The sequence below is a fragment of the Streptomyces sp. NA02950 genome (assembly GCF_013364155.1).
In the GTDB taxonomy this organism is placed as follows: domain Bacteria; phylum Actinomycetota; class Actinomycetes; order Streptomycetales; family Streptomycetaceae; genus Streptomyces.
This window is the reverse complement of record NZ_CP054916.1, coordinates 8,276,917-8,298,488: the sequence shown is the minus strand read 5'-3', so window position 1 is coordinate 8,298,488 and position 21,572 is coordinate 8,276,917. Positions and strand designations below refer to the sequence as shown.

Here is a 21,572-nt window from a genome sequence, read left to right as displayed (position 1 = left end):
CCATGTCCCCCCGTTCCGGCCTGTCCCGATACCGAAGACGGAGAACACACGATGGCTGACCACCACACGACCGAGCACGAGCCGACGGCTGATTCCCCCCATGCCCTGATCGATATCGCGGTGGCCTTCTGGAAGTCGAAGGTGCTGCTGAGCGCGGTGGAACTGGGTGTGTTCACGGCCCTGGCCGAGGAGCCGGGCACCCTTGACGAACTGCGCAAGCGGCTCGGTATCGCGGGCCGTGGCGCGGCCGACTTCCTCGACGCGCTGGTCTCGCTGGGCGTACTGGAGCGCGAGGACGGGGTGTACCGGAACTCCGCGCTGGCCGCACGCCATCTGGACCCCGCCCGGCCGGCCACCGACATCTCCGGTTATCTGGAGTTCCTGAACGCGGGGTTCGGCTGGTGGGCGCGGATGGCCGACGGGCTGCGCGGGGGCGGCAGGCTCGACTTCTCCACGGCCCTGGCGACGGCGGGTGGCGAGGAGGACGACCGGCGCGGAGGCGCTGCGCGGCTGGTCGACGGCGACACCCAAAGCGACACCTTCGGGGAGGCGTTCGCTACCCCGGAGCAGGTGAGGGGCTTTCTCCGGGCCATGACCGGATACAGCATGGGTGCGAACCAGGCGCTCGCCGAAGCCCACGACTGGGGTCCGGTGGGCACCGTGGCCGACATCGGCTGCGCGGAGGGTGCGCTTCTGGTGCAGGTCCTGGGCCGCCATCCGCATCTGCGGGGCATCGGTTTCGATCTGCCGTCCGTGGGCCCCGGTTTCACCGAGCACACACGGAGCGCGGGCGTCGGGGACCGGGCGGAGTTCGCCGGTGGCGACTTCTTCGCCGAACCGCTGCCCACCGCCGATGTGCTCGTCATGGGGCATGTGCTGCACGACTGGGACCTCGACACCAAGAAGACGCTCATCCGCAAGGCGTACGAAGCACTGCCCACCGGCGGTTCGCTGATCCTCTACGAGTCGCTCATCGACGACGACCGGCGGCGGCGCACCACCGGTCTGCTGATCAGCCTCAATGTCTCGCTCGTCTCCGCCGGCGGGCTGGGCTACACCGGGGCCGAGGCCCGTGAGTGGCTGACCGATGCGGGGTTCCGGGACATCGTGGTGACCCATCTCGACGGGCCCGAGTACATGGTCGTGGGCGTCAAGTAGCGGGTGGATGCGCATGAGTGCCTCCGGAAACCGCGCGGTGGCCCGGGCCGGTGATCCGGCCACCGCGGCGCAGCGGGGTCCGCTGCCGCCCTATCTGCCGCGGAGGCCGGTGCCGGATGTGGTGCGGATCCTCGCCCCCACCGGTGACCGGCTCTGGCTGGTCACCCGGTTCGCACTCGGCCGCCGGGTGCTGGCCGACCCGGGCTTCAGCCGTGCCGCGGCGGTCGCCCCAGCAGCCCCGGCGGTCCATCCGCTCCAGCCCGATCCGGCCAGTCTAACCAGCCTCGATCCTCCCGCACACAGCCGATTACGGGCCCTGGTCAGCCGCGCTTTCATCCCGCACGCCATCGCCGCCCTGGAGGACGGGATCCGCGCCGAGGCCCGGGGTCTGCTGCGGCGCGGCAGCCCGTTCGACCTCGTCCGCGACTACACCATGCCGCTGGCCGCGGCCACGATCTGCCGAATGCTCGGTGTCCCCGAGGCGGAACGGGACCGCTTCGCCGCCCTGGCCGATCTCGGCCACGCCCTCGTGCCCTGCACACCCCGGGAGTCCGCGACGGCCCGCGCCGAACTACGCGCTCATTTCGTCGCGTTGCTACGCATGGCTCGGCGTGATCCGGGCGAGCATCTGCTCGGCGCGCTGGTGCGGGCCCATGACGAGGACGGTTCACTGAGCGAAGCGGAGCTCATCGCCCTGGTCGAACTCCTCCTCAACGCCGGGTACGAGACCACCATCGGGCAGACCGGTCTCGCGGTGTTGGCGCTGCTGGAGCACCCCGGGCAGTGGCGGCGCCTGGTCGCGGGCCCCGGTCTGGTTCCCGGCGCGGTGGAGGAACTGCTGCGGTTCGCCCCGGTGGTCCCGATCAGCTTCACCCGGCTGGCGCGGACGGACACCGAACTCGCCGGGGAACCGGTCCGCGCGGGCGAAGCGGTCCTGGTCTCCCTCCTCCACGCCAACTTCGACCCCCGTGCCCATCCGCGCCCCGGGGCACTGTCCGTGGACCGCACGACCACCAGACACGTGAGCTTCGGACACGGTCCGCATATCTGCCTCGGCGCCCAACTGGCCCGTCTCCAGCTGCGGATCGCCCTCGAGGAGCTGGTGGCGGCTTGCCCCCGCCTCGCCCTTGCCGCGGACCCCGCCACCCTGCGCTGGCGCCCGCCGGAGGCCATCGTCCGGGGACCGACCGCCCTTCCGGTGTCCTGGTAGGCGCGGGCATACCGCGGGGCGCCCCGCCGCCGGGACGACGACGGGGCGTCGCCGCATCCGCTCAGGGGCAACGTCCCGCCCGCTCGGGTGACAGGATCACCGGCGCGGACAGATAGGGGAAGTCATCGCGCGGTGCCCCCGCCGCGGCGCTCGCGTCCAGTGCCATTCCGACGGGTACGCCCAGCACCAGCTGGAACATCACCTCGGGCACACAGTCCGTCAGCGCGCGTCCGTTGCGCGCCTCGACACCGAAGCGGGCCTCGCTGCCCACCTCGTACCGCAGGACGTCCGGCAGCAGCAGATCCCGGAGCCGGGCGGCGTACGCGGCCGGGTCGGACGCGGCTCCGGTGGCCGCGACGGCCCGCTCGGTGGCGCGGCGGAGCTCCGGCCCGTAGCGGTCGGGGTCCTCGGCGGGTTCGGTGGCGTTGAAGTCGATGTCGTGCTCCGCCTCTTCGAGGTCGAAGAGGGTGTTGAGCAGCGGATGGGCACAGCGGTTGATCTGCCGCCAGTCGCCCGCGTCGGTGGCGAGCACGGTGGCGGCCCAGAAGCCGATGGTGGCTCCGGCGCCACCGAGGCGCCGGTCCGGCACCTCCAGGACGATCGAATGGACCTGTGTGTCCGCGAAGAGGTTCACCGCGGTGGCCGGGTCGACGCCCGAAAGATCGGGCGCGGTGCCCTGGGCGATACCGGTCTTCACCGCCGTCACCACCGAGCCCTCGATCCAGAAGGGGTCCCCGGCCTGGCCCGCCCACACCCGCAGCCCCTCGGCCGTCGTGACGGGCTCCCCGGTGAGACCCGAGAGCAGTACAGCGCCGTCGGCGAAGCGATCGCGGGCGGCGGCGCCGGTGAGGCACCGCAGTTCCCACCGCTGGGTGCCGTCGGTGTCCGGAGTACCGAAGGTGAAGCGGTAGGTGAGGTCCTCGACGGCGTCCCCGTCGGTGTCCACCTTGATCTCGTAGAGGCTCTCGTCGTCGTGGAAACCACCCTCCCCGGAGAGCGGATTGACGTTCACGACGAAGACGGTCCCGGTGGAACCACGGAACAGATACACATCACTGATGTCGAGCCGCGGGTCCTGCCGGGCGAGCAGCGAGTCGTGGTGATGACTCATCAAGGGTCCTGTTCTGCTGGATCGGGGGGCGCTCGGCGGAGCATGGCCGTGCTGCCGTACGACGAGGGGGAGCACCGCGCGGCGTGAGGGCAACGCCCGTGTGTGTCACGGGAGATGGGCCCGGGAGGGCAGGGTGCGGCCGCCGTGCTTCGCTCAGGACAGTAGGCACCGGTGGCACGGACGGCGAGGACGGAAGTGCACAGTGACAGCTCCCTTCGGTTGACCTTCGAACGATGAACGCACCCGTGAGGAAGGGGAGTGGGCAGAGCCCGGAACGGCCGCCGGGGCCGTGATCGGCCACCCCTGTCTCCCGGCCGGCACCGTCCGCCCAAATGGGCCGGATGCAGGGCCCGCGGCCTCGCGCTGACCCGCGTGGACGGGAACGGCCATACGGGGCCGCGGGGTGCCCGCCGGCCCCGTACGCCCGCGCTGGGGCGACGGCGTCCTACGGCGCGGCCCCGCCGTCGTCCAACGGCGGTTAGGGGTCGCGCGCCCGGTACGGCAGGAGCTCCGCGCCGAGGAACGCGGGCGACCGTGCCGTCCGGCGCCGTACATCTCGCCCACCGGCTCCAGTCGTTGGTGCAGCGCGGGATCGAGTCCCGCCTACCCGTCCCGGGGAGGGATCGCCATACGGCATCCGCTGCTTCCCCCGGCGGACACCGACGCCCCGTCGCGGGTGCTCCGGCTCCAGGAGGTGGGGATCGGCGACAGCCCGGTCCCGGAGTTCGACGACTTCGCACTAGCCACCGCCACCGGTGGCCGCTATGCGGTGGTCAACTTCATCGACGAGAACCGTCAGTACTTCGCGGGTCTGTCCACCGCGGTGGCCGACCGCACGGTCGGCCTCGGCCCGCAGGACGCCGCCCAGGCCCAGCCGGGCCGGGTGATGGCCCGTGGCCACGGCTACGGTCCGCATGGGGTGGTACGGCGCAAGGCGCTGGGACTGGAAGAGGTCCGCGACTACCCGCGGTTCGCCGGAAATCCCGTGGTCGAGGAGATCGGGATCCACCCCTGCCTGGGCGCGCCGCCGATCGACCGTACGGGGATGGGGCTGGGCACGATCTGTGTGGGGGACAGGATCCCCAGCCCCGGGGCCGTCAGGAGCGGGTGGAGCGGATCCGGCGGCTGGAGTTCCACCCGGGAGGCCACCGGAGGTGAGGGGGCACCTCGCGGCGGGTCGCGGGCGCCCTCACACCCCGGGCGCGGGCCGCACGGTGATGCCGTTGCGCGCGAAGAGCGCCGCGGTCACCCCGTCGCCGGGGGTCAGCTCCCCGGAGAACGATCCGTCGTGGACCGCGCCCCGTCCGCACGAGGGACTGCGCGGCATCAGCAGGGCCTCCGTACAGCCTCCCCGCCGGGCCGCCTCGAGGGCGCGCCGCGCGCCGTCCACGAACGCGGCGGTGACATCGCGGCCGGTGTCGTCGACGACCCGTGCCGTACCGTCCAGGACATCGTGGCCGTCGCCACCCACCAGCTCCGCGGGCCGCCGCGGGGTGGGGAGCCCGCCCGCCACCTCCGGGCAGAAGGACACCACCTCGCGCCCGGCCACCGCCTCGTCGAGCTCGGACACCCGCTTGTGCCGCCCGTCGTACCGGCAGGGTACTCCGCGCAGACACGCGCTGACCAAGATTGCCGTCATTCCGCCAAGGCTAGCCGCGAGGCCGGGGGGCCTGGGCAGTATGGCCTCGGGAGTGCGGCGCCGAACGTGGTCGTCCGCGCTCCGCGGCCGTGCCGATCCGTGGAAGGAATCGACGAGATCATGCGTTTCACCCTGCCCCGCGCACAGACCGGTCCGGCCGGGGCGGCCCGATGACGACGGCCGACGACGAGCAGGTGCTGCTGCGCACCGAAGGACACACGGCCCATCTCACGCTCAACCGGCCGAGGGCGCTCAACGCCCTGACACACACCATGGTGACCCGTATCGACCGGGCGCTGACCGCCTGGGAGCGGGACCCGGCGGTGGAGACGGTGGTCATCACGGGTGCGGGCGAGCGCGGGCTGTGCGCGGGTGGCGACATCGTGGCCGTCTACACGGACGCCCGCGCCGGAGGGGCGGCGTCGGCGGCCTTCTGGGCCGACGAGTACCGGCTCAACGCCCGGATCGCCCGTTTCCGCAAGCCCTATGTCGCGCTGATGGACGGCATCGTGATGGGCGGCGGTGTCGGGGTCTCGGCCCACGGCAGCGTACGGATCGTCACCGAGCGCTCCCGTGTCGCCATGCCCGAGACCGGTATCGGCTTCGTCCCCGATGTCGGCGGCACCTATCTGCTCGGCCGCGCCCCCGGTGAACTCGGCGTCCATCTGGCCCTGACCGGCCGGGCGGTGGGCGCGGCGGACGCGCTGCTGTGCGGGCTCGCGGACCACTTCGTACCGTCGGAGCTGGTGCCCCGGCTGATGGCCGACCTCGCCCGGTCCTCCGTGGACGAGGTGCTGCCCCGCTATGCGCACCGGCCGCCGCCCGGTGAACTGGACGCCCAGCGCGGCTGGATCGACCAGGCGTACGCGGCCGGGACGGTCGAGGAGATCGTGGACCGGCTGCACACCATGTCCGGGACCGCGGCGAAGGAGACCGCCGAGACACTGCTCACCCGCTCCCCCACCGCGCTGAAGGTCACCCTGGCGGCGCTGCGCCGGGCCCGGGCGCTGGGTCCGCTGGAGCGGGTGCTGGAGCAGGAGTACCGCGTCTCCTGTGCCGCGCTGTCCAGCCCGGATCTGGTGGAGGGGATCCGTGCGCAGCTGGTGGACAAGGACCGCAGACCGCGGTGGTCCCCCGGCACGCTCGCCGAGGTGACGGACGAGCACGTGGCCGCGTTCTTCGCCCCGCTGGGCGAGCGCGAGTTGGGCCTCGGAGCCACCGATTCCGCGTAGCCGGAGGGTGAGGGGGCGGTAGGACGCGGGAGCACGGGCGGCTCACTGGGGTGGGCGGATGTCCCGGCGGTGGACGGCGTCGGTGCCGCCCGGCTCGTCCAGCGCCTCGGTGAGCAGTGCACGGTGCTCGGTGAGACGGCGGTCGCCGAAGCGCGCGGCCAGCCGCTCGTCGAGCGCCGCCCGCGCCCGGCGTTGCGGCGGTCACCGCGGCGCGGCCGCGGGCGGTGAGCCCGACGCGGCGGAGACGGGCGTCCCCGGTCGTCGGGGACGCGCTCGGTGTGGCCGAGGAGCTCGAGCTCGGCGACGGCCTTCGAGGCCCCTTGCCGGGTCATGTCCAGCTTGGTGGCGAGTTCCCCGACCGTTCACCACGAGCTGCCGAACGCCCTGTTCCCCGACGGTGCCGTGCGCGATCGGGCCGGGACGGACGCGGCGGCCGAGGCGGGCCGCCGCGTGCTCCGCGAGCAGAGTTTCGAGGTGATCGGCGCGGTCGCCGCGGGCGATCAGGTGGCCCTGGAGGTCCGCTGGACCGGAACGCTCGCGGTGTCCCGCGGTGAGCTTCCGGCGGGCCACGTCCCGCCTGCCCACATCTCGACCTTCATCGACTTCCGCGACGAAAAAGACCGCCGGTCAGCGGAACGACGACTGCTACGAACCCCTGGCCCCTCCCCCGCCGCCTGACTCCGGCCCTCAGACCGTTTCGTCGAGGTCCCGGGCGTAGTGGGCGATGGCCCGCCGGTAGCTCCGCACCGACGGGTCGTCGCTGGTGGTGGCCAGCAGGGTGAGCAGCAGCCCCATGGCTTCGTGGTGGTGGCCGGTGTTGTACAGGGCCATGGCCAGGAAGACGCGGAACGCACCGTCGTCGGGGAACTCCTCCGCGGCCCCGCGAAGGGTGTCGACCGCCTCGGTGTACCGCCCGAGTGTGCGGTAGGTGCTGCCGAGCCCGAGGAGCGCACCGCGGCGGTCCTCGGCCGACAGCCCCGGAGCGCCGAGGCTCCGCTCGTAAAAGGGGACGGCCTCGGCCTCCAGCCCCAGCAGATCGTGGACCCAGGCCGTCTGGTACGCGATCCCGGTGTCCTCGGGGTACGCGGCGGACAGCGCCACCAGCCGCTGCCGCGCCTGGTCGGGGTGCCCCTGTTCACGCAACCGCACGGCCTCGGCCAGCAGTTCGTCTCGTGTGCCCTTGTCGCTCATACCGGATAGTGTCCCAGCCGGACCGGCCGGGTGATCAGCCGGTGGCGGCTCCGAAGCGGCGCACATAGCGGCGCTGCCACGGGGTCTCGACGGCGTGCCGGTCGTAGTGCTGCCGTACGAAGGCCACCGCCTCGGCGGGCGGGACGCCGTCGAGGACGGCGACGCAGGCCAGGGCCGTGCCCGTACGGCCGCGGCCGCCGCCGCAGGCGACCTCGACCCGCTCGTGTGCCGCGCGCCGCCACACCTCCCTCAACAGGTCCTCGGCGCGGCCCCGGTCACTGGGGAGACGGAAGTCCGGCCAGCGGAGCCAGTCGGATTCCCAGGCCGCCTCCGGTGGCCGCTTGCCGAGCAGATACACCGCGTAGGCGGGCGACGGTCCGGTGGGCAGGGGCTTCCGCAGTCCCCGGCCGCGCACCAGGCGGCCGGAGGGCAGCCGGAGGATCCCGGGGACGCCGGGGTCCCACAGCCGCGGTCCGGGGGTGTGGTCCGGCTCCGTGGAGCTGTCCGTCACCGCCGTGTCCCCGTCTCCGTTGTCCGGTCGGCTCGACGGCATCATGTCCCCCTGACGCATCGCTGTATGGACTCTTCGATGTCAACGTAACCGAGGGCTGCCCGTGTCACCGCGGATTTCCGCCCGCCAGGTGGCGCAGCGCGGTGCCGAGTACCGCGACGCCCGTCTCGATGTCGCCCGGCGGGGACGCCGCGTAGCCGAGAACGACCCCGGGGTGCAGGGGCCGCTGGCCGTACCACGACAGCGGATGCACTTTGACACCCCGCGCGAACGCCGCCGCGGCGAGGGCGACGTCGTCCGTCCCGGACCCGAGCGTGATCGAAAGGTGCAGCCCGGCCGCCGCCCCGTGGACCACCGTGCCGGGCAGCCGGCCGGCGATGGCTTTGATCATGACGTCGCGGCGGTGCACATGGCGTCGGCGCAGCAGCCGCAACTGGCGCTCCAGCTCTCCGGAGTCCAGCAGTTCGGCCAGTACCAGCTGCGGCAGTACCGCGTTGCCGAGGTCGCTGTTGCGCTTGGCCAGCACGAGGTCGTCGCGGTAGCGCGTCGGCGCGAGCAGCCATCCCAACCGCAGTGCGGGGGCGAGGAGTTTGGAGATGGACCCGGTGTAGAAGACGTGTTCCGGCAGCGCGGCGCGCAGCGCCGAGACGGGAGGACGGTCGTAGCGGTGCTCGGCGTCGTAGTCGTCCTCGATGATCAGCCCTCCGCCCTCGGCCCACCGCGCCAGCCGGCGGCGCCGGTCGCCGTGGAGCACCACCCCGGTCGGAAACTGGTGTGCGGGGGTGAGCACGACCGCCTTCGCCCCACTGTCGCTCAGTTCGTCGACGCACAGGCCGTCGGCGTCGACCCGGACCGGGGGTGTGTCCAGACCCCAGTAGTTCAGATGCTGGCGGATACCGAGTGAGCACGGGTCTGCGACGGCGATCCCGGTGATTCCGTCCTGCCGCAGCACACGGGCGATCAGGGCGAGCGCCTGCGAGACCCCCGCCACGATGATGACCTCGTCCGGATCGACACGGATCCCGCGGTTGAGCGCCAGCCACCTGGCGATGGACCGTCGTACGGCCGGTGTGCCGCTCGGATCGCTGTACCCGAACGCGGACGGCTCCAGGGTGTTCAGCACGGTGCGTTCGGCGCGGAGCCAGGCCGCGCGCGGAAAGGCGGCGAGGTCGGGCAGGCCGGGTGAGAGATCGATCCGCGCCGGTGTGGTGCGCAGCCGGTCGAAGATGTCCACACCGGGCGGGTCGTGGCCGAACAGCGCCGACGATGTCGGGGGGCGCGTCGAGGGCCGCTCGGGGCGCGGCAGCGCCGGGGCGGAGACCACGGTGGTGCCGCCGCGGCCGTGGCCACTGACATGGCCCGCTTCGGCCAGCCGCTGATAGGCGTCGGTGACGACCCCACGGGAGACACCGAGGTCCGCGGCCAACCGTCGGCTCGCGGGCAGTGTGCTGCCCACCGGGAGACGGCCGTCGGCGATGGCGAGGCGCAGCCGCTCGGCCAGCCACCGCGCGCGGCCACGCGCGGGCGCGTCGCCGATGTCGAGTTGCAGAAAGTCGGCGCCCGGCTCTTTGGACCTGCTGACCGACTCCTCTTTGGCTCTCCTCACCGGACCATTCTCTCAGGCAGGGTGACCGCATGAGCATCGCTTTTCTCCTCACCACGCTCATCGTGGTGGCCACCCCGGGAACCGGCGTCGTCTACACGCTGTCGGCCGGGCTGTCGCACGGGCGGCGCGCCAGTGCCGCGGCCGCGTTCGGCTGCACGCTCGGTACCGTCCCGCACGCCGCGGCCACCCTGCTGGGTCTGGCGGCCACGCTGCACACGAACGCGGTCGCGTTCCAGGCGCTGAAGTACCTGGGGGTGGCCTATCTGCTGTTCATGGCGTGGTCGACGCTGAAGGACCGTCAAGCGATCGGTGTGACGGCCGGGTCCGGCCCGCGGTCCACCGGCCGGGTGATCTCCTCCGCCGTCCTGATCAATCTGCTCAACCCCAAGCTGACCATGTTCTTCGTCGCCTTCCTCCCCCAGTTCGTGTCCGCCGACGATCCCCGTGCGCTGCCCCGAATGACGGTGCTCAGCGGTGTCTTCATGCTGGCCACGTTTGTGGTCTTCGCCGGGTACGGCGCCTTCGCCGCCGCGGTCCGCGATCAGGTGATCGCGCGCCCGAAGGTGCTGGCCTGGATCCGCCGGCTGTTCGCCGGGGCGTTCGTCGGTCTGGGCATCAAGCTGGCCCTGGTCAATCCGTAAGGACACTCATGCGTTTTCTGTACTCACCCGCGATCCGGACCGAGCATCCGGAGCTGGTTTCCGGGGCCGTCCATGTCACCGGGATCACCAGCGACGTCCGCGTCGATGCGGCGGTCGCCCGTCACACGGCCGTCGCGGAGGAACGCCTCGCCGACGGTACCGAAGGGGAGTTCCCCGAGATCCAGGCATGGCGGCGGGCGTTCACCCGGATGGGAGTGAAGCCCACGCAGTACCGGAACGCGGCGGAGGCGCTGCTGCGGCGCTACCGCAAGGAGCGGTCGCTGCCCTCGGTCCATCCGCTGGTGGATCTGTGCAACGCGATCTCGGTCGCGTACGCCATCCCGGTCGGCGTGTTCGATCCGGCCCGCATCACGGGGCCGTTGGAGGTGCGTCACGCCGTGGGCGACGAGGTGTTTCTGTCGTTCTCCGGCCGGACGGAACACCCGGAACCGGGGGAGGTGATCTTCGCCGACGCCGCCGGCCGCGCCCATGCGCGCCCGATGGACCCATCGGCAGAGCAGCCATTCCGTCGTCCGGGACACCACGGCCTCGGCCCTGATCGTGTCCGAGGGTCTGCATGCCACCGCTCCCGCGGACGTCGGCAAGCTCATCGCCGCGGTGGCCGCCGAACTGACGGAGATCTGGAAGGTGACACCCACGACGGTGACACTCACTCCCTCCGACGGTCCGGTCGATCTGCCGGAGTGAGCGGCCCGCCGGTGCTGTGCGTACGCGGTGCGGGGTGCCGGGGGAACGGGGCGAGATCGGGTTCGACCAAGCCGGTCCGGGCGTTCGGGGCCGGACGTGCGGCGGGCCGGTAGAACCGGGTGAGCAGCCGTTTGCCGGGTCGCAGGCAACCCCGTAGGCCGGGGCGGCGTCAGAAGTGGAGTGGCCCGGCCACGCCATGTGCGGTCCCGGCGGCGCCCCGGGAGGCGAGGAAGTGCGCGGCATCGCCCGCCAGATGTGCCTCCACCTCGGGCAGACCGGACACGACGGTCAGTAGTTCGTCGGCGACGTCGGGGAGCTGGGCCCAGACCGCGGGATCGCTCCGCAGTACGACGGAGAGCAGATCGCCCTCGTAGTACCTGGCCTCCGCCAGTGGCTCGTCCCGCAGCACCTCGAGCGCCAGCGGCAGCAGAAAGGGCAGGCCGACGTCCTGGGCGATCAGGGTGCGGAGGTCCTCGACGGTGAGCTCGCCGAGTTTCTTGTGCCGCAGCGCGTGCACGGTCCGCACCAGCCCCGTGGCGTCGGCCGGGGCGTCCGGCCAGCGGACGCCGTCCAGTTCTTCCAGGGTGCGGTCGCGGTGGAGCAGTCGGCTCATCGGGGCAGGGTAGCGCCCTGGAGTCCGGGGGGTACCCAGTGGTGTTCTGAGTACGCGCACTCAGGTCAGCGGGGCTCCGGGCACGAGCGTGATCCCATGAGCAGCCAGGACACCATCGAGCACACCGACGCCGGAGAGGGCACCGCCCCCGGCGGGGACGCCGGGACACCGCCGAAGAAGGTGTCGGGGTGCGCCGTGGCCGTGGCCGTGCATCGGCGGCCCCTACGGCCCGCTGATCGTTCGCGCCGGGGCCCCTACGACTCCGACGGGCCCGACGACGGAACCGACATCGACTGGCTCAGCGATGACGAGGCCAACCGCAGGCTCCGGCCGTCGCTGGGTGAGGGCGAGACTGTACGGGTGCCGGTACGGGTGCGCGCGGACACCAAGGCGACGCCGGTCACCGTCGGGGGCAAGCCGCCGGGCGACGACTTCCGGGACACCGCGCGATGGGGGTTCACCCTGTACTGACGGTGGCCACCGCACCCGCTACGCGGTGACCACCGTGCACAGTTCGGTTGCGGTGAACGCCCGGACCGCCCCCGGGTCGGCCCCGGCGTCGGTGAGCAGTGTCCAGGGGCGTTCCGGCAGGGCGTGGTAGGGGAACGGGCTGGTGCCCAGTTTGGTGGCATCGGCGAGGACGCACACCTCGCGGCCGCGCCGGGCCATCAGCTCCTTGGCGTGGGCCTGTTCAAGGGACGGGCAGGACAGCCCGTCCCGCGCGTGGACACCGTCGGCACCGAGGAAGACCCGGTCGGGGGTGATACGGCGCAGCATGTCCTCCCCCGCGGGGCCGAGGATGGCGCCGTTGGGGCGGCGCACCCGGCCGCCCAGCACGATCAGTTCGACACCTGGGGCGTCCGCGAGGTGGCGCAGCGCGGTGGTGGAGTTGGTGATGACCGTCAGCCCGTCGCGGGAGCGGAGGTGGCGGGCGAGCCGTCCGGTGGTGGTGCCCGCGTCGATCAGCACCACGTCGCCGTCGGCGACCCATGCGGCCGCGAGCTGGGCGATGGCCTCCTTCTGGACCCGGTTGCCGGACTCCTTCTGGTCCAGGGTGCGTTCGACGGTGTGCTCCCCCGCCACCGCGCCGCCGTAGGTCCGGTGGATATGGCCGTCCTCGGCGAGTTGCTGGAGGTCGCGCCGTACGGTGGACACCGACACCTCGAAGCGGGCGGCGAGTTCGGCGATGTCCCCGTTGCCCGCGAGGACTTCCCGCAGCATGTCGCCGCGGCGCTGGGCGGTGGAGCGGTGGGGGGCGCGGGGCCGGTTGCCGGTCACCGCACCCCCTCGGTCGCCGAACCGGCCGGACCGGCCGGACCGGCCGCCGTGGCCGATACCGCCGGGGCGGCTGCTGTGGCCGGGCCGGGGACGCGGTGCCGCAGTCCCAGCAACACGAGCGCCACCGCCACGGCGAGGAATCCGGCGAGCACCGCGAACCCGGTCAGGCTCGTCCCCGTGGTGTCGGTGAGCCAGCCGACGAGATACGGGCCGACAAAACCACCGAGGTTCCCCAGCGCGTTGATCAGACCCATGGCGACCGCAACCACCTCGATACGCAGCAGCTCTCCCGGAATCGCCCAGAACGGGCCGTACGGAGCGTACACCGCAGCGGCGACCACACACAGCAGCGCCATCTGCACCACGGCACCGTGGACGACCTGGCCGAGCAGCAGGGCAGCGATACCGACGACGAGGGGGATCGCCACCGCCTCCCGTCGCCGTCCGGTGCGGTCGGACCAGGCCGCGCAGGCCACCATCGCCGCCAGGGCCACGGTGAAGGGGATGGCGGTGAGCGCGCCGACCTCGGTCGAGGAGCCGTCGTGGGAGAGGGTTTTGACCACCGAGGGCAGCCACAGGCTGAAGCCGTAGAAGCCGGTGATCCAGAAGAAGTAGACGGCGATGAGCAGCAGTACGGACTTCTGCCGGATCGCGGCGAGGTAGGAGCTGTTGCCCGCGGCGGGTTTGGCGGCCTCGTCGGCGGCCAGCTCACGCCGCAGATGGTTCGCTTCGGCTGCGGAGATCCAGCGTGCCCGTTCCGGGCGGTCGGCGACGGCGAACCACCAGACCAGCCCCCACACCAGCGGCGGTATGCCCTGCGCCACCAGCACCCAGCGCCAGGACATGTGGTCCAGCATCCAGCCCGACAGCGGAGCCATGATGATGGAGGAGACCGGCAGGCAGGCCATCCACAGCGCGTTGGCGCGGGCGCGTTCGCGCAACGGGAACCACGAGGCGAGCAGGATGAGCACGGCGGGCCACACCCCGCCCTCGAAGAAGCCGAGGAGCAGCCGTGCCGCGTAGAACTGCTCCTTGGTCCGCACCAGTCCGCAGGCCATCGCCGCAAGGCCCCAGGCGACCATGAGGATCAGGACCGTCTTGCGGGCGCTCCAGCGCTGGGCGAGGATCGCGGCCGGGATCTGGAGGAAGACGTAGCCGATGAAGAAGATCCCGCTGACCAGGCCCTGGTCGGCACCGGAGAGTTCCAGCTCGCCGTCCAGGTAGGGCAGGACCACGGAGATGTTGTTGCGGTCCAGATAGGCCAGCATGTACATGAATGCGGCGACGGGGATGACATAGGTCCAGCGCTGGGCGGGGATCGCGCCGGTGTCCGGCGGTGGCGCTGCCGGGGTCTGGGGCATGGTGGCTCCTGCGGGCGGTACGCGGGGACGGTGGTGGTACGCGGGGAAGGCGGCGCCGCGGGGGAGGTGAGATGGGTGGGGCGGTGGCGGCGTGCCGGGCGGCTCAGCCGCGGGACCCGGTGCCGTAGGCGGCGCGGATACGGTTCCGGGAGCCGCTGAACCCGGCGGCGGCGCGGAACGCGGCTGCCATCGTGGCGGGGGACGCCGTGCCGGTTCCGGCGATGTCGAAGGCGGTGCCGTGGTCCACCGAGGTGCGCAGGACCGGAAGGCCGACGGTCACCGAGACGGTGCCCTCGAAGTCCACGGTCTTGGCGGGGATGTGGCCCTGGTCGTGGAAGTGGGAGAGCACACCGTCGAAGCGGCCCTGGAGCCCCTGGTGGAAGACGGAGTCGGCCGGTACTGGACCGGCCACGTCATGTCCTTCGGCCACGGCCTTCTCCACGGCGGGGGCGAGCGCGGTGATCTCCTCGTCGCCGAAGTGGCCGTTCTCGCCACCGTGCGGGTTGATGGCGGCGACGGCGAGGCGGGGCCGCTCATGGCCGAAGACGCGCAGCGCGGTGAGCGCGTGCCGGATGCTGTCGGCCACCCGCTCCTCGGTGATCTGGTCCAGTGCCTTGCGCAGGGACACGTGGCGGGTGGTGAAGAAGATCTTCAGTCCACGGACCACGAACATGGTGTCGAAGTGTGCGGCGCCGGTGAGTTCGCCCAGCATCTCGGTGTGGCCGAGATGCTGTGAACCGGCCGCCCAGATCGCCTCCTTGTTGATGGGGGCGGTGACGATGCCGTCGACCTCGTCGGCCATCGCGGCCCGGGTGGCGGTCTCGATGGCGGCGACGGCGGAGCGCCCGGCGACCCCGCTGACCCTGCCCCACTCCAGGTCGTCGCCGGCGATGCCGAGGTCGAGGACGTCGATGGTGCCCGGTTCGAAGCGGGCTTCGCCGACCGATCCGACGGCGTTCACCGACACGTCCAGGCCGCACACCGACACGGCGCGGCGCAGTACGGCGGCGTCGCCGACCGCGAGGCCGTGGGCGAGGGCGCCGGTGCCGGGGTCGGCGAGGGTCCGTGCGGTGATCTCCGGGCCGATACCGGCGGGGTCGCCGAGGGTGACGGCGAGGACGGGGAGCCGACGGCTGGTCATGATGATGCCTCTTTCCGCTGGTGCGCAGGGTGCGGGACAGGGTCGAAACGGGGGGTGCCGGATCTTCGGCCGTCGCCGGACGGCCAGGCGGCGGTGCGGCGGGTGCACAGGGCCCGCAGATGTTCCAGACAGGCCACGGTGGCGTCGGGCCCGCCGATCAGACCGCCTTTGGTGGCGAAGTACAGTCCGTCGTGGGGGCCGCCCACCAGATGGCCGGCCACCGCCAGCGGAAGCACCTCGGATGCGATGGCGAAGCCGTCCGCCCCCAGCGCGGAGGTGACGGCGGCGGCGACGTCGCCGCCCGAGACATACAGCCCGCCGGGGCGCAGCCGGGGCACCGCCAGCGCGGCCACTTGCGACAGACAGCGCAGGATGCGGGTGGCGGCGGCGGGGTCGTGGACGGCCCCGGGCGCGACCCGCACCCCGAGTACAAGGGCCCCGGTGTCGGACGCCGCGCACAGCTCACGGACGATCCGCTCCGGGGACGGGGCCGGGTCGGCCGGGTCCAGCGGGACGTAGCGCGCGCCGAGGGTGGTCTCGGTCCTGGCCAGCTGCTCCCGGGTGTGGTCGGTGGCGCTGCCGACGACGGCGAGGACGCGTGGCGGGGTGCTGCCCGTGGGGCGGATGCCGAGTTCGGTGGCGAGGGCGGCGCCGAACGGGCCGGAGTCCAGGGACACCCAGCGCACTCCGTCCTCGGCGGCCACCCGGGCGGCGGCCACGGCGACGGTGCGCAGGTGTTCGTTCCCGGTGGCGTCGCACACCAGCACCTCGGCCGGGGCGCGCAGCGCCGTGGCGACGGCCTCGGGGCCGTCCTCGACGACGTCGAGCGGGATCTCACGGACCGTCAGCGCGCTCTGTTCGCCCAGGACGGCGGCCACCCGGGAGTGGCGTACCGGGTCGAAGGGGTCGCGGGCGACCGCGGTGCGGTTCAGCGGTACGCCGTCCACCAGATGCAGGCCCCCGACGGTGGTGCGGCCGGCGTCGGGGAACGCGGGCACCGCGAGGACCTTGACCGGGCCGCCGGGGTGGCGGGTGGTCAAGGAGTCGATGACGGCGTCGAGTTCACGCCCCGGGTTGCCGCGGAGGGTGGTGTCAACGCGTTTGACGACGAGGGAGACCGCGTCGGCGGCGTCGGCGACCGCGCGGACGGCCGCGTAGCCGTCCTCTCCGGGCAGATGCCGGGAGGCGGTGTTGACGACCAGGACGTCGACCCGGTCGGCGTAGCGGGGCACCTGGGCGGGGTCGCCGACGGTGACCGCGCGCAGTCCGCGGCGGGCGAAGAGCGCGCCGGTGGCGTTGGAGCCGGTGAGGTCGTCGGCGACCACGAGCACCTGTGCCACGGGTTTCCCCTCTCGCCGGTGTGCCGTCGGCGTCGGCACGGGGCCGACTCTCGGTTGATTGGTCCGCGCAATTTTTTCTGCGCGGACCGGTCATCAAACCGTGGCGGCCGCCGGACGAGGCTGTCAAGGGTGGTGCACGCATCGCCTTTCTTGCGCGCACCGCGCAGTAGGAATGCAGTGGCGGACCCTTGACGCGAGGCGGGAGGTCAGTTGAATATCACCGTGCGGTTGCCGTGCAGCAGAACACGCCCCTGGCAGTGCCAGTTGACGGCGCGGGCCAGGGCCAGCCGTTCGGCGTCGCGGCCGACCGTGACCAGGTCCTCCGGGGTGGAACGGTGGTCCACCCGGATCACCTCCTGCTCGATGATCGGCCCCTCGTCGAGGTCCGCCGTGACGTAGTGGGCCGTCGCGCCCACGAACTTCACCCCGCGCCGGTACGCCTGGTGGTAGGGCTTGGCCCCGGCGAAGCTCGGCAGGAAGGAGTGGTGGATGTTGATGGCGCGGCCCTCCAGCCGCTTGCACAGGTCGTCCGAGAGCACCTGCATATAGCGGGCGAGGACCACCAGGTCGACGCGGTGTTCCTCGATCAGCTCCAGCAGCCGTGCCTCGGCCCGTGGCTTGGTGGCGGGGGTGACCGGTACGTGTGCGTACGGCACACCGGCGGCCTCCGCCGTGACCGCGAGGTCCGGGTGGTTGGACACCACCAGCACCAGTTCCGCGTCCAGGGCACCGCTGCGCCAGCGGTACAGCAGATCCGCCAGACAGTGGTCGAACCTGGACACCATCACCAGCACCCGTGGCCTGGCCCCGGCGTCCCGCAGCTGCCACTCCATGCCGAAGGACGCCGCGACGCTCGCGAAGGCGGTGTGCAGCCGGTCGAGGGTGAGGTCCGCATCGTGGGCGGTGAACGCGGTGCGCAGAAAGACACTTCCGTGCTCGGTGTCGTCGTACTGCTGGTGCTCGGTGATGTCGCAGCCGTGCCGCACCAGGAACGAGGTCACGGCATGGACGACGCCGGGGCGTTCGGGGCAGGTGAGGGTGAGCAGATAGCGGCCACTCATGAGCCACCCCGGTATTCCGTGCAGGCGTCGACGAGCCAGCTCGCCACGTAGGAGGCGAAGGACGAACGGACCAGCAGCCAGACGCTGGACGCCGCCACTCCCCTGACCACGAGCGTCACCCCGGCCTGGGCCAGCAAGGTGGTGAGACAGGAGCCGACCGGGGTCACCCGCGGGTCCAGGTCGATGGCGCAGCCGCGGGCCAGCACCTCACGGGTGAGGTGTCCGGAGAGGGCGAGGGTGGTGCGCTGGGCGGAGACATCGGTGACGGTGGCGAACGCGTCGCCGATCGCCGTGCGCAGCCGCGTCACCAGGTCCTGGCCGCGGTCCGGGGGCGCCACCAGAAGCCATTCGTCCGGCCCCAGCCACAGGGCCTTCACCTCACCGGACATATCCGCGCGCGAGGGGCCCGGGAGGGTGATCCCCAACGTGTCCTCGACGGCCCGGGCCGCCGGGCTGCCGGGCTGCACCCGGAGGGAGAGCTGTGTCAGGAAGGGGAGCTCCCTGATGTCCAGACCGTCGGGCAGCCGCTCGAAGGTGTGCTGCCACCCGTCCAGCGGGCTGATGCGTACGGGGGTCTCAACCGTCACGACGAGCTCCCTCCTTGTCGAAGAGCACGGGCTCGGACACGGTCACCGGGACGGTCTCGCCGTCCAGCGGCACATACAGGGTTTCGCCGATCCGCCGGGTCCCCGACCGCACCAGCGCCAGCGCGAACGTCCGTCCCAGGGCGTCGCTGCGGTAGCTGGAGGTGACGTGTCCGAGCATGGGCACCGGTGGCGCGGGGACGGTGCTGGTGGCGATGATCTGGGCGCCCTCCGGCAGCACCCTCCGCTCGTCGGCGGGCAGCAGTGCCACCAGCTCCTTGCGGTCGGTGCGCTGGTTCTCGGGGCGGGCGAAGGACCGCTTGCCCACGAAGTCGGCCTTCTTCTTGGACACCACCCAGGACATGCCCAGGTCCTGCGGGGTGACGGTGCCGTCGGTGTCCTGTCCGATGATGGGGTACGCCTTCTCGGCGCGCAGCACGTGCATGGTCTCGGTGCCGTAGGGGGTGAGGCCGAGGGGGGCGCCCGCCGCGTACAGGGCCCGCCACACCGCGATGCCGTCCCACGCCGGTACGTTGATCTCGTAGGCGAGTTCACCGGAGAAGCTGATCCGGCAGACCCGGGCCGCGACCCCGGCCACGGTGGTGTCGCGCCAGGACATGAAGGGGAAGGCGTCGTTGCTGACATCGAGTTCGGGGGCGACCAGGGCCAGCACGTCCCGGGAGCGCGGCCCCACCAGGGGGATGGTCACCCAGTGCTCGGTGACGGAGGTGAGGTGCACCCGCAGCTCCGGCCACTCCGTCTGGAGCCACTCCTCCATCCACTCCAGCACCCTGGCGGCGTTTCCGGTGGTGGTGGTCAGGAGGAACTCCTCCTCCGCCACCCGGATCACGGTGCCGTCGTCCATGGCCATACCGTCGACCCCGCACATCACGCCGTAGCGGATCCGGCCGGGCTTCAGGGTGCTCATCAGGTTGGTGTAGAGCCGGTCCAGCAGCTCACCGGCGTCCGGGCCCTGGACATTGATCTTGCCGAGGGTCGAACCGTCCATGATGGCCACGCCCTCGCGCGCCGCCCGGCATTCGCGCAACACCGCCTCGTCCATCGACTCCCCCTCGCGGGGGAAGTACCAGGGGCGCTTCCACTGTCCGACGTCCTCGAACAGCGCGCCGTGCTCGACATGCCAGGGGTGCAGCGCGGTGACGCGGACCGGGTCGAACAGCTCGCCCCGGTCGCGCCCGGCGAAGGCGGCGAAGGCCACCGGCACGGCGGGCGGCCGGAAGCGGGTGGTGCCCAGTCCGGCGATGTCCACGCCCAGCGCCTCGGCGACGATGCCGGAGGTCATCACGCCCGAGGTGCGGCCCTGGTCATGGGCGGTGCCGATGGTGGTGTAGCGCTTGACGTGCTCCACCGACCGCAGCCCCGCGCCGACCGCCCGCAGCACGTCCGTCACCAGGGCGTCGCGCTGGAGGTCGACGAACTGGTGGGCACCGTCGGGCCCGTCCTGCGGACTGGGCACCCGCCACAGCACCCGGCCCGGTGCGGCGGGCGGTGCTGGGGCCGCCGCCGGGAGCGTGGCCGGTGCCACGGTGCGGTCCAGCGCCGACAGTGCCCCGGCGGCGGCGTCCACTCCATCGGCCAGACACTCCGCGAGGGTGGCCGTGCCCCGGGCGGCCCCGGCCGTCCGCACGGTGGGCAGCTCGCCCGCGGGGACGAACGCTCCCGCCTCCGGGGCGTAGGCCAACGCGCCACCGGCCTGGCTGAACAGGGCCACCGCCGGGTTCCAGCCGCCGGAGACCAGCAGCAGATCGCAGTCGATGCCCTGGCGTTCGCCGAGTCGGCCATCGTCGAAGCGGGCGACATGGGCGCGGGAGATCCGGTCGATGCCACTGGTGCCCGTCACCACGTGTCCGGCGCGCGCCTCGATACCACGTTCGACGCAGGCGGCCAGCAGATGCGCGGGCACGCTCTCGCGTGCCTCGATCACCGCCGCGATGCGCACACCGGCGTCGGCCAGGTCGAACGCGGCGTGGTAGGCGGAGTCGTTGGTGGTGAACACCACGGCCCGCCGCCCGGCCGCCACCCCGAACCGGCCCAGATAGGTACGGGCCGAACCGGCGAGCATGATGCCGGGGCGGTCGTTGTTGTCGAAGGCCACCGTGCGCTCGTAGGCCCCGGTGGCGTAGACGACCTGACGGGCCCGGATCCGCCAGACCCGCTGCCGGGAGACATGGGCGGGCGCGGCGGCGCCGAGGTGGTCGGTGCGCTTCTCCAGGGCGAGCACCAGACCGTCGTCGTAGTGGCCGAAGGCGGTGGTGCGGCTCAGCGTCGTCACATCGGGGCAGGCGGCCAGCTCGTCCGTGACGGCCGTGGCCCATGCGGTCGCCGGGGCGCCGTCCAGTGTCTCCTGACCGCTCAGCAACGATCCGCCGGGCCAGGGTAGTTCGTCCACCAGGACCACCCGGGCACCGGAGCGGGCGGCGGTGAGCGCCGCCGAGAGACCGGCCGGTCCGGCGCCCACGACCAGGACGTCGCAGTGTGCGTGCATGGTGTCGTAGCGGGCCGGGTCCGGCTGCTGGCTCAGCCGGCCCTGGCCGCCCAGCCCCCGCGCGACCAGTCCGTCGTAGAGCTCCACGGTGGTCGCGGTGAGCATGGGCTCGGGGAACGGTGCCTCGATCTGCACCAGGGCGTTGGGCTCCTCGACACCGGCGGCCATGATGCCGCGCGGCCTGCCGAACTTGATACCGGTGGCGACCCGGTGCACTCCGTTGGCGAGCAGGGCCGAGGCGAGGGTGTCCCCCGGGTGCCCGGTGTACGTCGTGCCGTCGAAGACGAAGGAGAGGGTGGTGCCGCGGTCGATGTGGCCGTGGCCCGCGGTGCGGAACGGGTTGCTCATGAGGTGGCCTCCGGGTCCTGCCGCGGCTGTGCGCCGGGGGCGGTGCGGATGAGGGGCGGCGGTGGGTCACCGACGCGGTAGACCGCGAGGAACTCATGGGTGACCGTGTCGCGCAGGGCGTTGAACCAGCGGCGGCAGCCGGCGGAGTGTGTCCACCGCTCAGCGAACGGCCCCTTGGGGTTGTCGCGGAAGAACACGTACTGGGCCCACTGTTCGTCGTCCAGGGCGTGGGGGTCCTCGGGGTGGGCGACATGCGCCTGTCCGCCGTAGTGGAATTCGGCTTCCTCGCGTTCACCGCACCAGGGGCAGTCGATGAGCTGCATGGGGTCTCCT

22 protein-coding genes and 2 pseudogenes are annotated in these 21,572 nt (G+C 72.4%); 10 read left to right on the top strand and 14 right to left on the bottom strand.

What is annotated here, in order from left to right; genetic code table 11:
• Positions 1-51: 51 nt before the first annotated feature.
• Together HUT19_RS35950 and HUT19_RS35945 are read left to right on the top strand one after the other, a co-directional pair.
• Entirely contained in the window at positions 52-1,158 is a 1,107-nt protein-coding gene (locus HUT19_RS35950) for a methyltransferase (protein ID WP_176184709.1), read from the top strand.
• Positions 1,159-1,171: 13 nt separating this feature from the next.
• A complete protein-coding gene (locus tag HUT19_RS35945; RefSeq protein WP_176184707.1) occupies positions 1,172-2,368 on the top strand; it encodes a cytochrome P450 in 1,197 nt (398 codons plus the stop codon).
• A 61-nt stretch (positions 2,369-2,429) separates the two neighbouring features.
• Here the strand turns inward: HUT19_RS35945 and HUT19_RS35940 are convergent, their stop codons facing one another.
• The gene (locus tag HUT19_RS35940) at positions 2,430-3,479 is read right to left on the bottom strand and encodes a DUF4331 family protein (RefSeq protein ID WP_176184705.1); all 1,050 of its coding nucleotides are present in this window, start codon (positions 3,477-3,479) and stop codon (positions 2,430-2,432) included.
• Between the two features lie 622 nt (positions 3,480-4,101).
• Between HUT19_RS35940 and HUT19_RS43600 the strand changes: the two are divergent.
• Positions 4,102-4,554, top strand: a pseudogene (locus HUT19_RS43600) (GAF domain-containing protein); the annotation flags it as partial.
• 114 nt (positions 4,555-4,668) lie between these two features.
• Here the strand turns inward: HUT19_RS43600 and HUT19_RS35930 are convergent.
• The gene (locus HUT19_RS35930) at positions 4,669-5,118 is read right to left on the bottom strand and encodes a DUF523 domain-containing protein (protein ID WP_176184701.1); all 450 of its coding nucleotides are present in this window, start codon (positions 5,116-5,118) and stop codon (positions 4,669-4,671) included.
• A 170-nt stretch (positions 5,119-5,288) separates the two neighbouring features.
• Between HUT19_RS35930 and HUT19_RS35925 the strand changes: the two genes are divergently transcribed.
• The 3 genes from HUT19_RS35925 (at position 5,289) to HUT19_RS35915 (ending at position 7,028) form a co-directional block, all read left to right on the top strand.
• A complete protein-coding gene (locus tag HUT19_RS35925; protein WP_176184699.1) occupies positions 5,289-6,350 on the top strand; it encodes an enoyl-CoA hydratase/isomerase family protein in 1,062 nt (353 codons plus the stop codon).
• A gap of 69 nt (positions 6,351-6,419) precedes the next feature.
• Entirely contained in the window at positions 6,420-6,578 is a 159-nt protein-coding gene (locus HUT19_RS35920) for a hypothetical protein (RefSeq protein WP_176184697.1), read from the top strand.
• Positions 6,579-6,692: 114 nt separating this feature from the next.
• Entirely contained in the window at positions 6,693-7,028 is a 336-nt protein-coding gene (locus tag HUT19_RS35915) for a nuclear transport factor 2 family protein (protein ID WP_176184695.1), read from the top strand.
• Positions 7,029-7,037: 9 nt separating this feature from the next.
• Here the strand turns inward: HUT19_RS35915 and HUT19_RS35910 are convergent, their stop codons facing one another.
• The 3 genes from HUT19_RS35910 to HUT19_RS35900 all read right to left on the bottom strand — a co-directional run bounded on the left by HUT19_RS35910 (position 7,038) and on the right by HUT19_RS35900 (position 9,658).
• Complete coding sequence (locus tag HUT19_RS35910; RefSeq protein WP_176184693.1) at positions 7,038-7,541, bottom strand: tetratricopeptide repeat protein; 504 nt, start codon at positions 7,539-7,541, stop codon at positions 7,038-7,040.
• Between the two features lie 34 nt (positions 7,542-7,575).
• The gene (locus tag HUT19_RS35905) at positions 7,576-8,007 is read right to left on the bottom strand and encodes a protein-tyrosine phosphatase family protein (RefSeq protein WP_176187700.1); all 432 of its coding nucleotides are present in this window, start codon (positions 8,005-8,007) and stop codon (positions 7,576-7,578) included.
• Positions 8,008-8,158: 151 nt separating this feature from the next.
• A complete protein-coding gene (locus tag HUT19_RS35900) occupies positions 8,159-9,658 on the bottom strand; it encodes a PLP-dependent aminotransferase family protein (protein WP_176184691.1) in 1,500 nt (499 codons plus the stop codon).
• Positions 9,659-9,687: 29 nt separating this feature from the next.
• Here HUT19_RS35900 and HUT19_RS35895 point away from each other — a divergent pair, with 29 nt between their 5' ends.
• The 3 genes and pseudogenes from HUT19_RS35895 (at position 9,688) to HUT19_RS43590 (ending at position 11,007) form a co-directional block, all read left to right on the top strand.
• The gene (locus HUT19_RS35895) at positions 9,688-10,299 is read left to right on the top strand and encodes a LysE family translocator (RefSeq protein WP_176184689.1); all 612 of its coding nucleotides are present in this window, start codon (positions 9,688-9,690) and stop codon (positions 10,297-10,299) included.
• A gap of 8 nt (positions 10,300-10,307) precedes the next feature.
• Positions 10,308-10,724 (top strand): annotated as a pseudogene (locus tag HUT19_RS44435) (B3/4 domain-containing protein); the annotation flags it as partial.
• Positions 10,725-10,788: 64 nt separating this feature from the next.
• Entirely contained in the window at positions 10,789-11,007 is a 219-nt protein-coding gene (locus tag HUT19_RS43590) for a hypothetical protein (protein WP_254886304.1), read from the top strand.
• 169 nt (positions 11,008-11,176) lie between these two features.
• Here the strand turns inward: HUT19_RS43590 and HUT19_RS35885 are convergent, their stop codons facing one another.
• The gene (locus HUT19_RS35885) at positions 11,177-11,620 is read right to left on the bottom strand and encodes a contact-dependent growth inhibition system immunity protein (protein WP_176184687.1); all 444 of its coding nucleotides are present in this window, start codon (positions 11,618-11,620) and stop codon (positions 11,177-11,179) included.
• A gap of 96 nt (positions 11,621-11,716) precedes the next feature.
• On the opposite strand from HUT19_RS35885, the gene HUT19_RS35880 reads away from it, so the two are divergent.
• The gene (locus tag HUT19_RS35880) at positions 11,717-12,091 is read left to right on the top strand and encodes a hypothetical protein (protein WP_176184685.1); all 375 of its coding nucleotides are present in this window, start codon (positions 11,717-11,719) and stop codon (positions 12,089-12,091) included.
• 18 nt (positions 12,092-12,109) lie between these two features.
• Here the strand turns inward: HUT19_RS35880 and HUT19_RS35875 are convergent, their stop codons facing one another.
• From HUT19_RS35875 to HUT19_RS43585, 8 genes are all read right to left on the bottom strand, one after another.
• Positions 12,110-12,898 carry a DeoR/GlpR family DNA-binding transcription regulator gene (locus HUT19_RS35875; protein ID WP_217712320.1) on the bottom strand — a complete coding sequence of 263 codons (789 nt, stop codon included), beginning with the start codon at positions 12,896-12,898 and terminating at the stop codon, positions 12,110-12,112.
• Positions 12,895-14,259 carry an MFS transporter gene (locus HUT19_RS35870; protein ID WP_176184683.1) on the bottom strand — a complete coding sequence of 455 codons (1,365 nt, stop codon included), beginning with the start codon at positions 14,257-14,259 and terminating at the stop codon, positions 12,895-12,897. Before HUT19_RS35870 ends, HUT19_RS35875 begins: the two co-directional genes overlap by 4 nt.
• A gap of 103 nt (positions 14,260-14,362) precedes the next feature.
• Entirely contained in the window at positions 14,363-15,400 is a 1,038-nt protein-coding gene (gene pdxA / locus HUT19_RS35865) for a 4-hydroxythreonine-4-phosphate dehydrogenase PdxA (RefSeq protein ID WP_176184681.1), read from the bottom strand.
• Positions 15,397-16,740, bottom strand: coding sequence for a four-carbon acid sugar kinase family protein (locus HUT19_RS35860; RefSeq protein WP_176184679.1), 1,344 nt, complete (start codon positions 16,738-16,740; stop codon positions 15,397-15,399). The genes pdxA and HUT19_RS35860 overlap by 4 nt, the downstream gene beginning before the upstream one ends.
• Positions 16,741-16,946: 206 nt before the next feature.
• Complete coding sequence (gene purU, locus HUT19_RS35855; RefSeq protein WP_176184677.1) at positions 16,947-17,801, bottom strand: formyltetrahydrofolate deformylase; 855 nt, start codon at positions 17,799-17,801, stop codon at positions 16,947-16,949.
• Positions 17,798-18,388 (bottom strand): sarcosine oxidase subunit gamma, encoded by a 591-nt coding sequence (locus HUT19_RS35850; protein ID WP_176184675.1) that lies wholly within the window; start codon positions 18,386-18,388, stop codon positions 17,798-17,800. Before HUT19_RS35850 ends, purU begins: the two co-directional genes overlap by 4 nt.
• Positions 18,378-21,239 (bottom strand): 2Fe-2S iron-sulfur cluster-binding protein, encoded by a 2,862-nt coding sequence (locus HUT19_RS35845; protein WP_176184673.1) that lies wholly within the window; start codon positions 21,237-21,239, stop codon positions 18,378-18,380. The genes HUT19_RS35850 and HUT19_RS35845 overlap by 11 nt, the downstream gene beginning before the upstream one ends.
• Positions 21,236-21,562: a sarcosine oxidase subunit delta gene (locus tag HUT19_RS43585; RefSeq protein ID WP_176184671.1), complete on the bottom strand. Its 327-nt coding sequence runs from the start codon at positions 21,560-21,562 to the stop codon at positions 21,236-21,238. The genes HUT19_RS35845 and HUT19_RS43585 overlap by 4 nt, the downstream gene beginning before the upstream one ends.
• Positions 21,563-21,572: the final 10 nt, after the last annotated feature.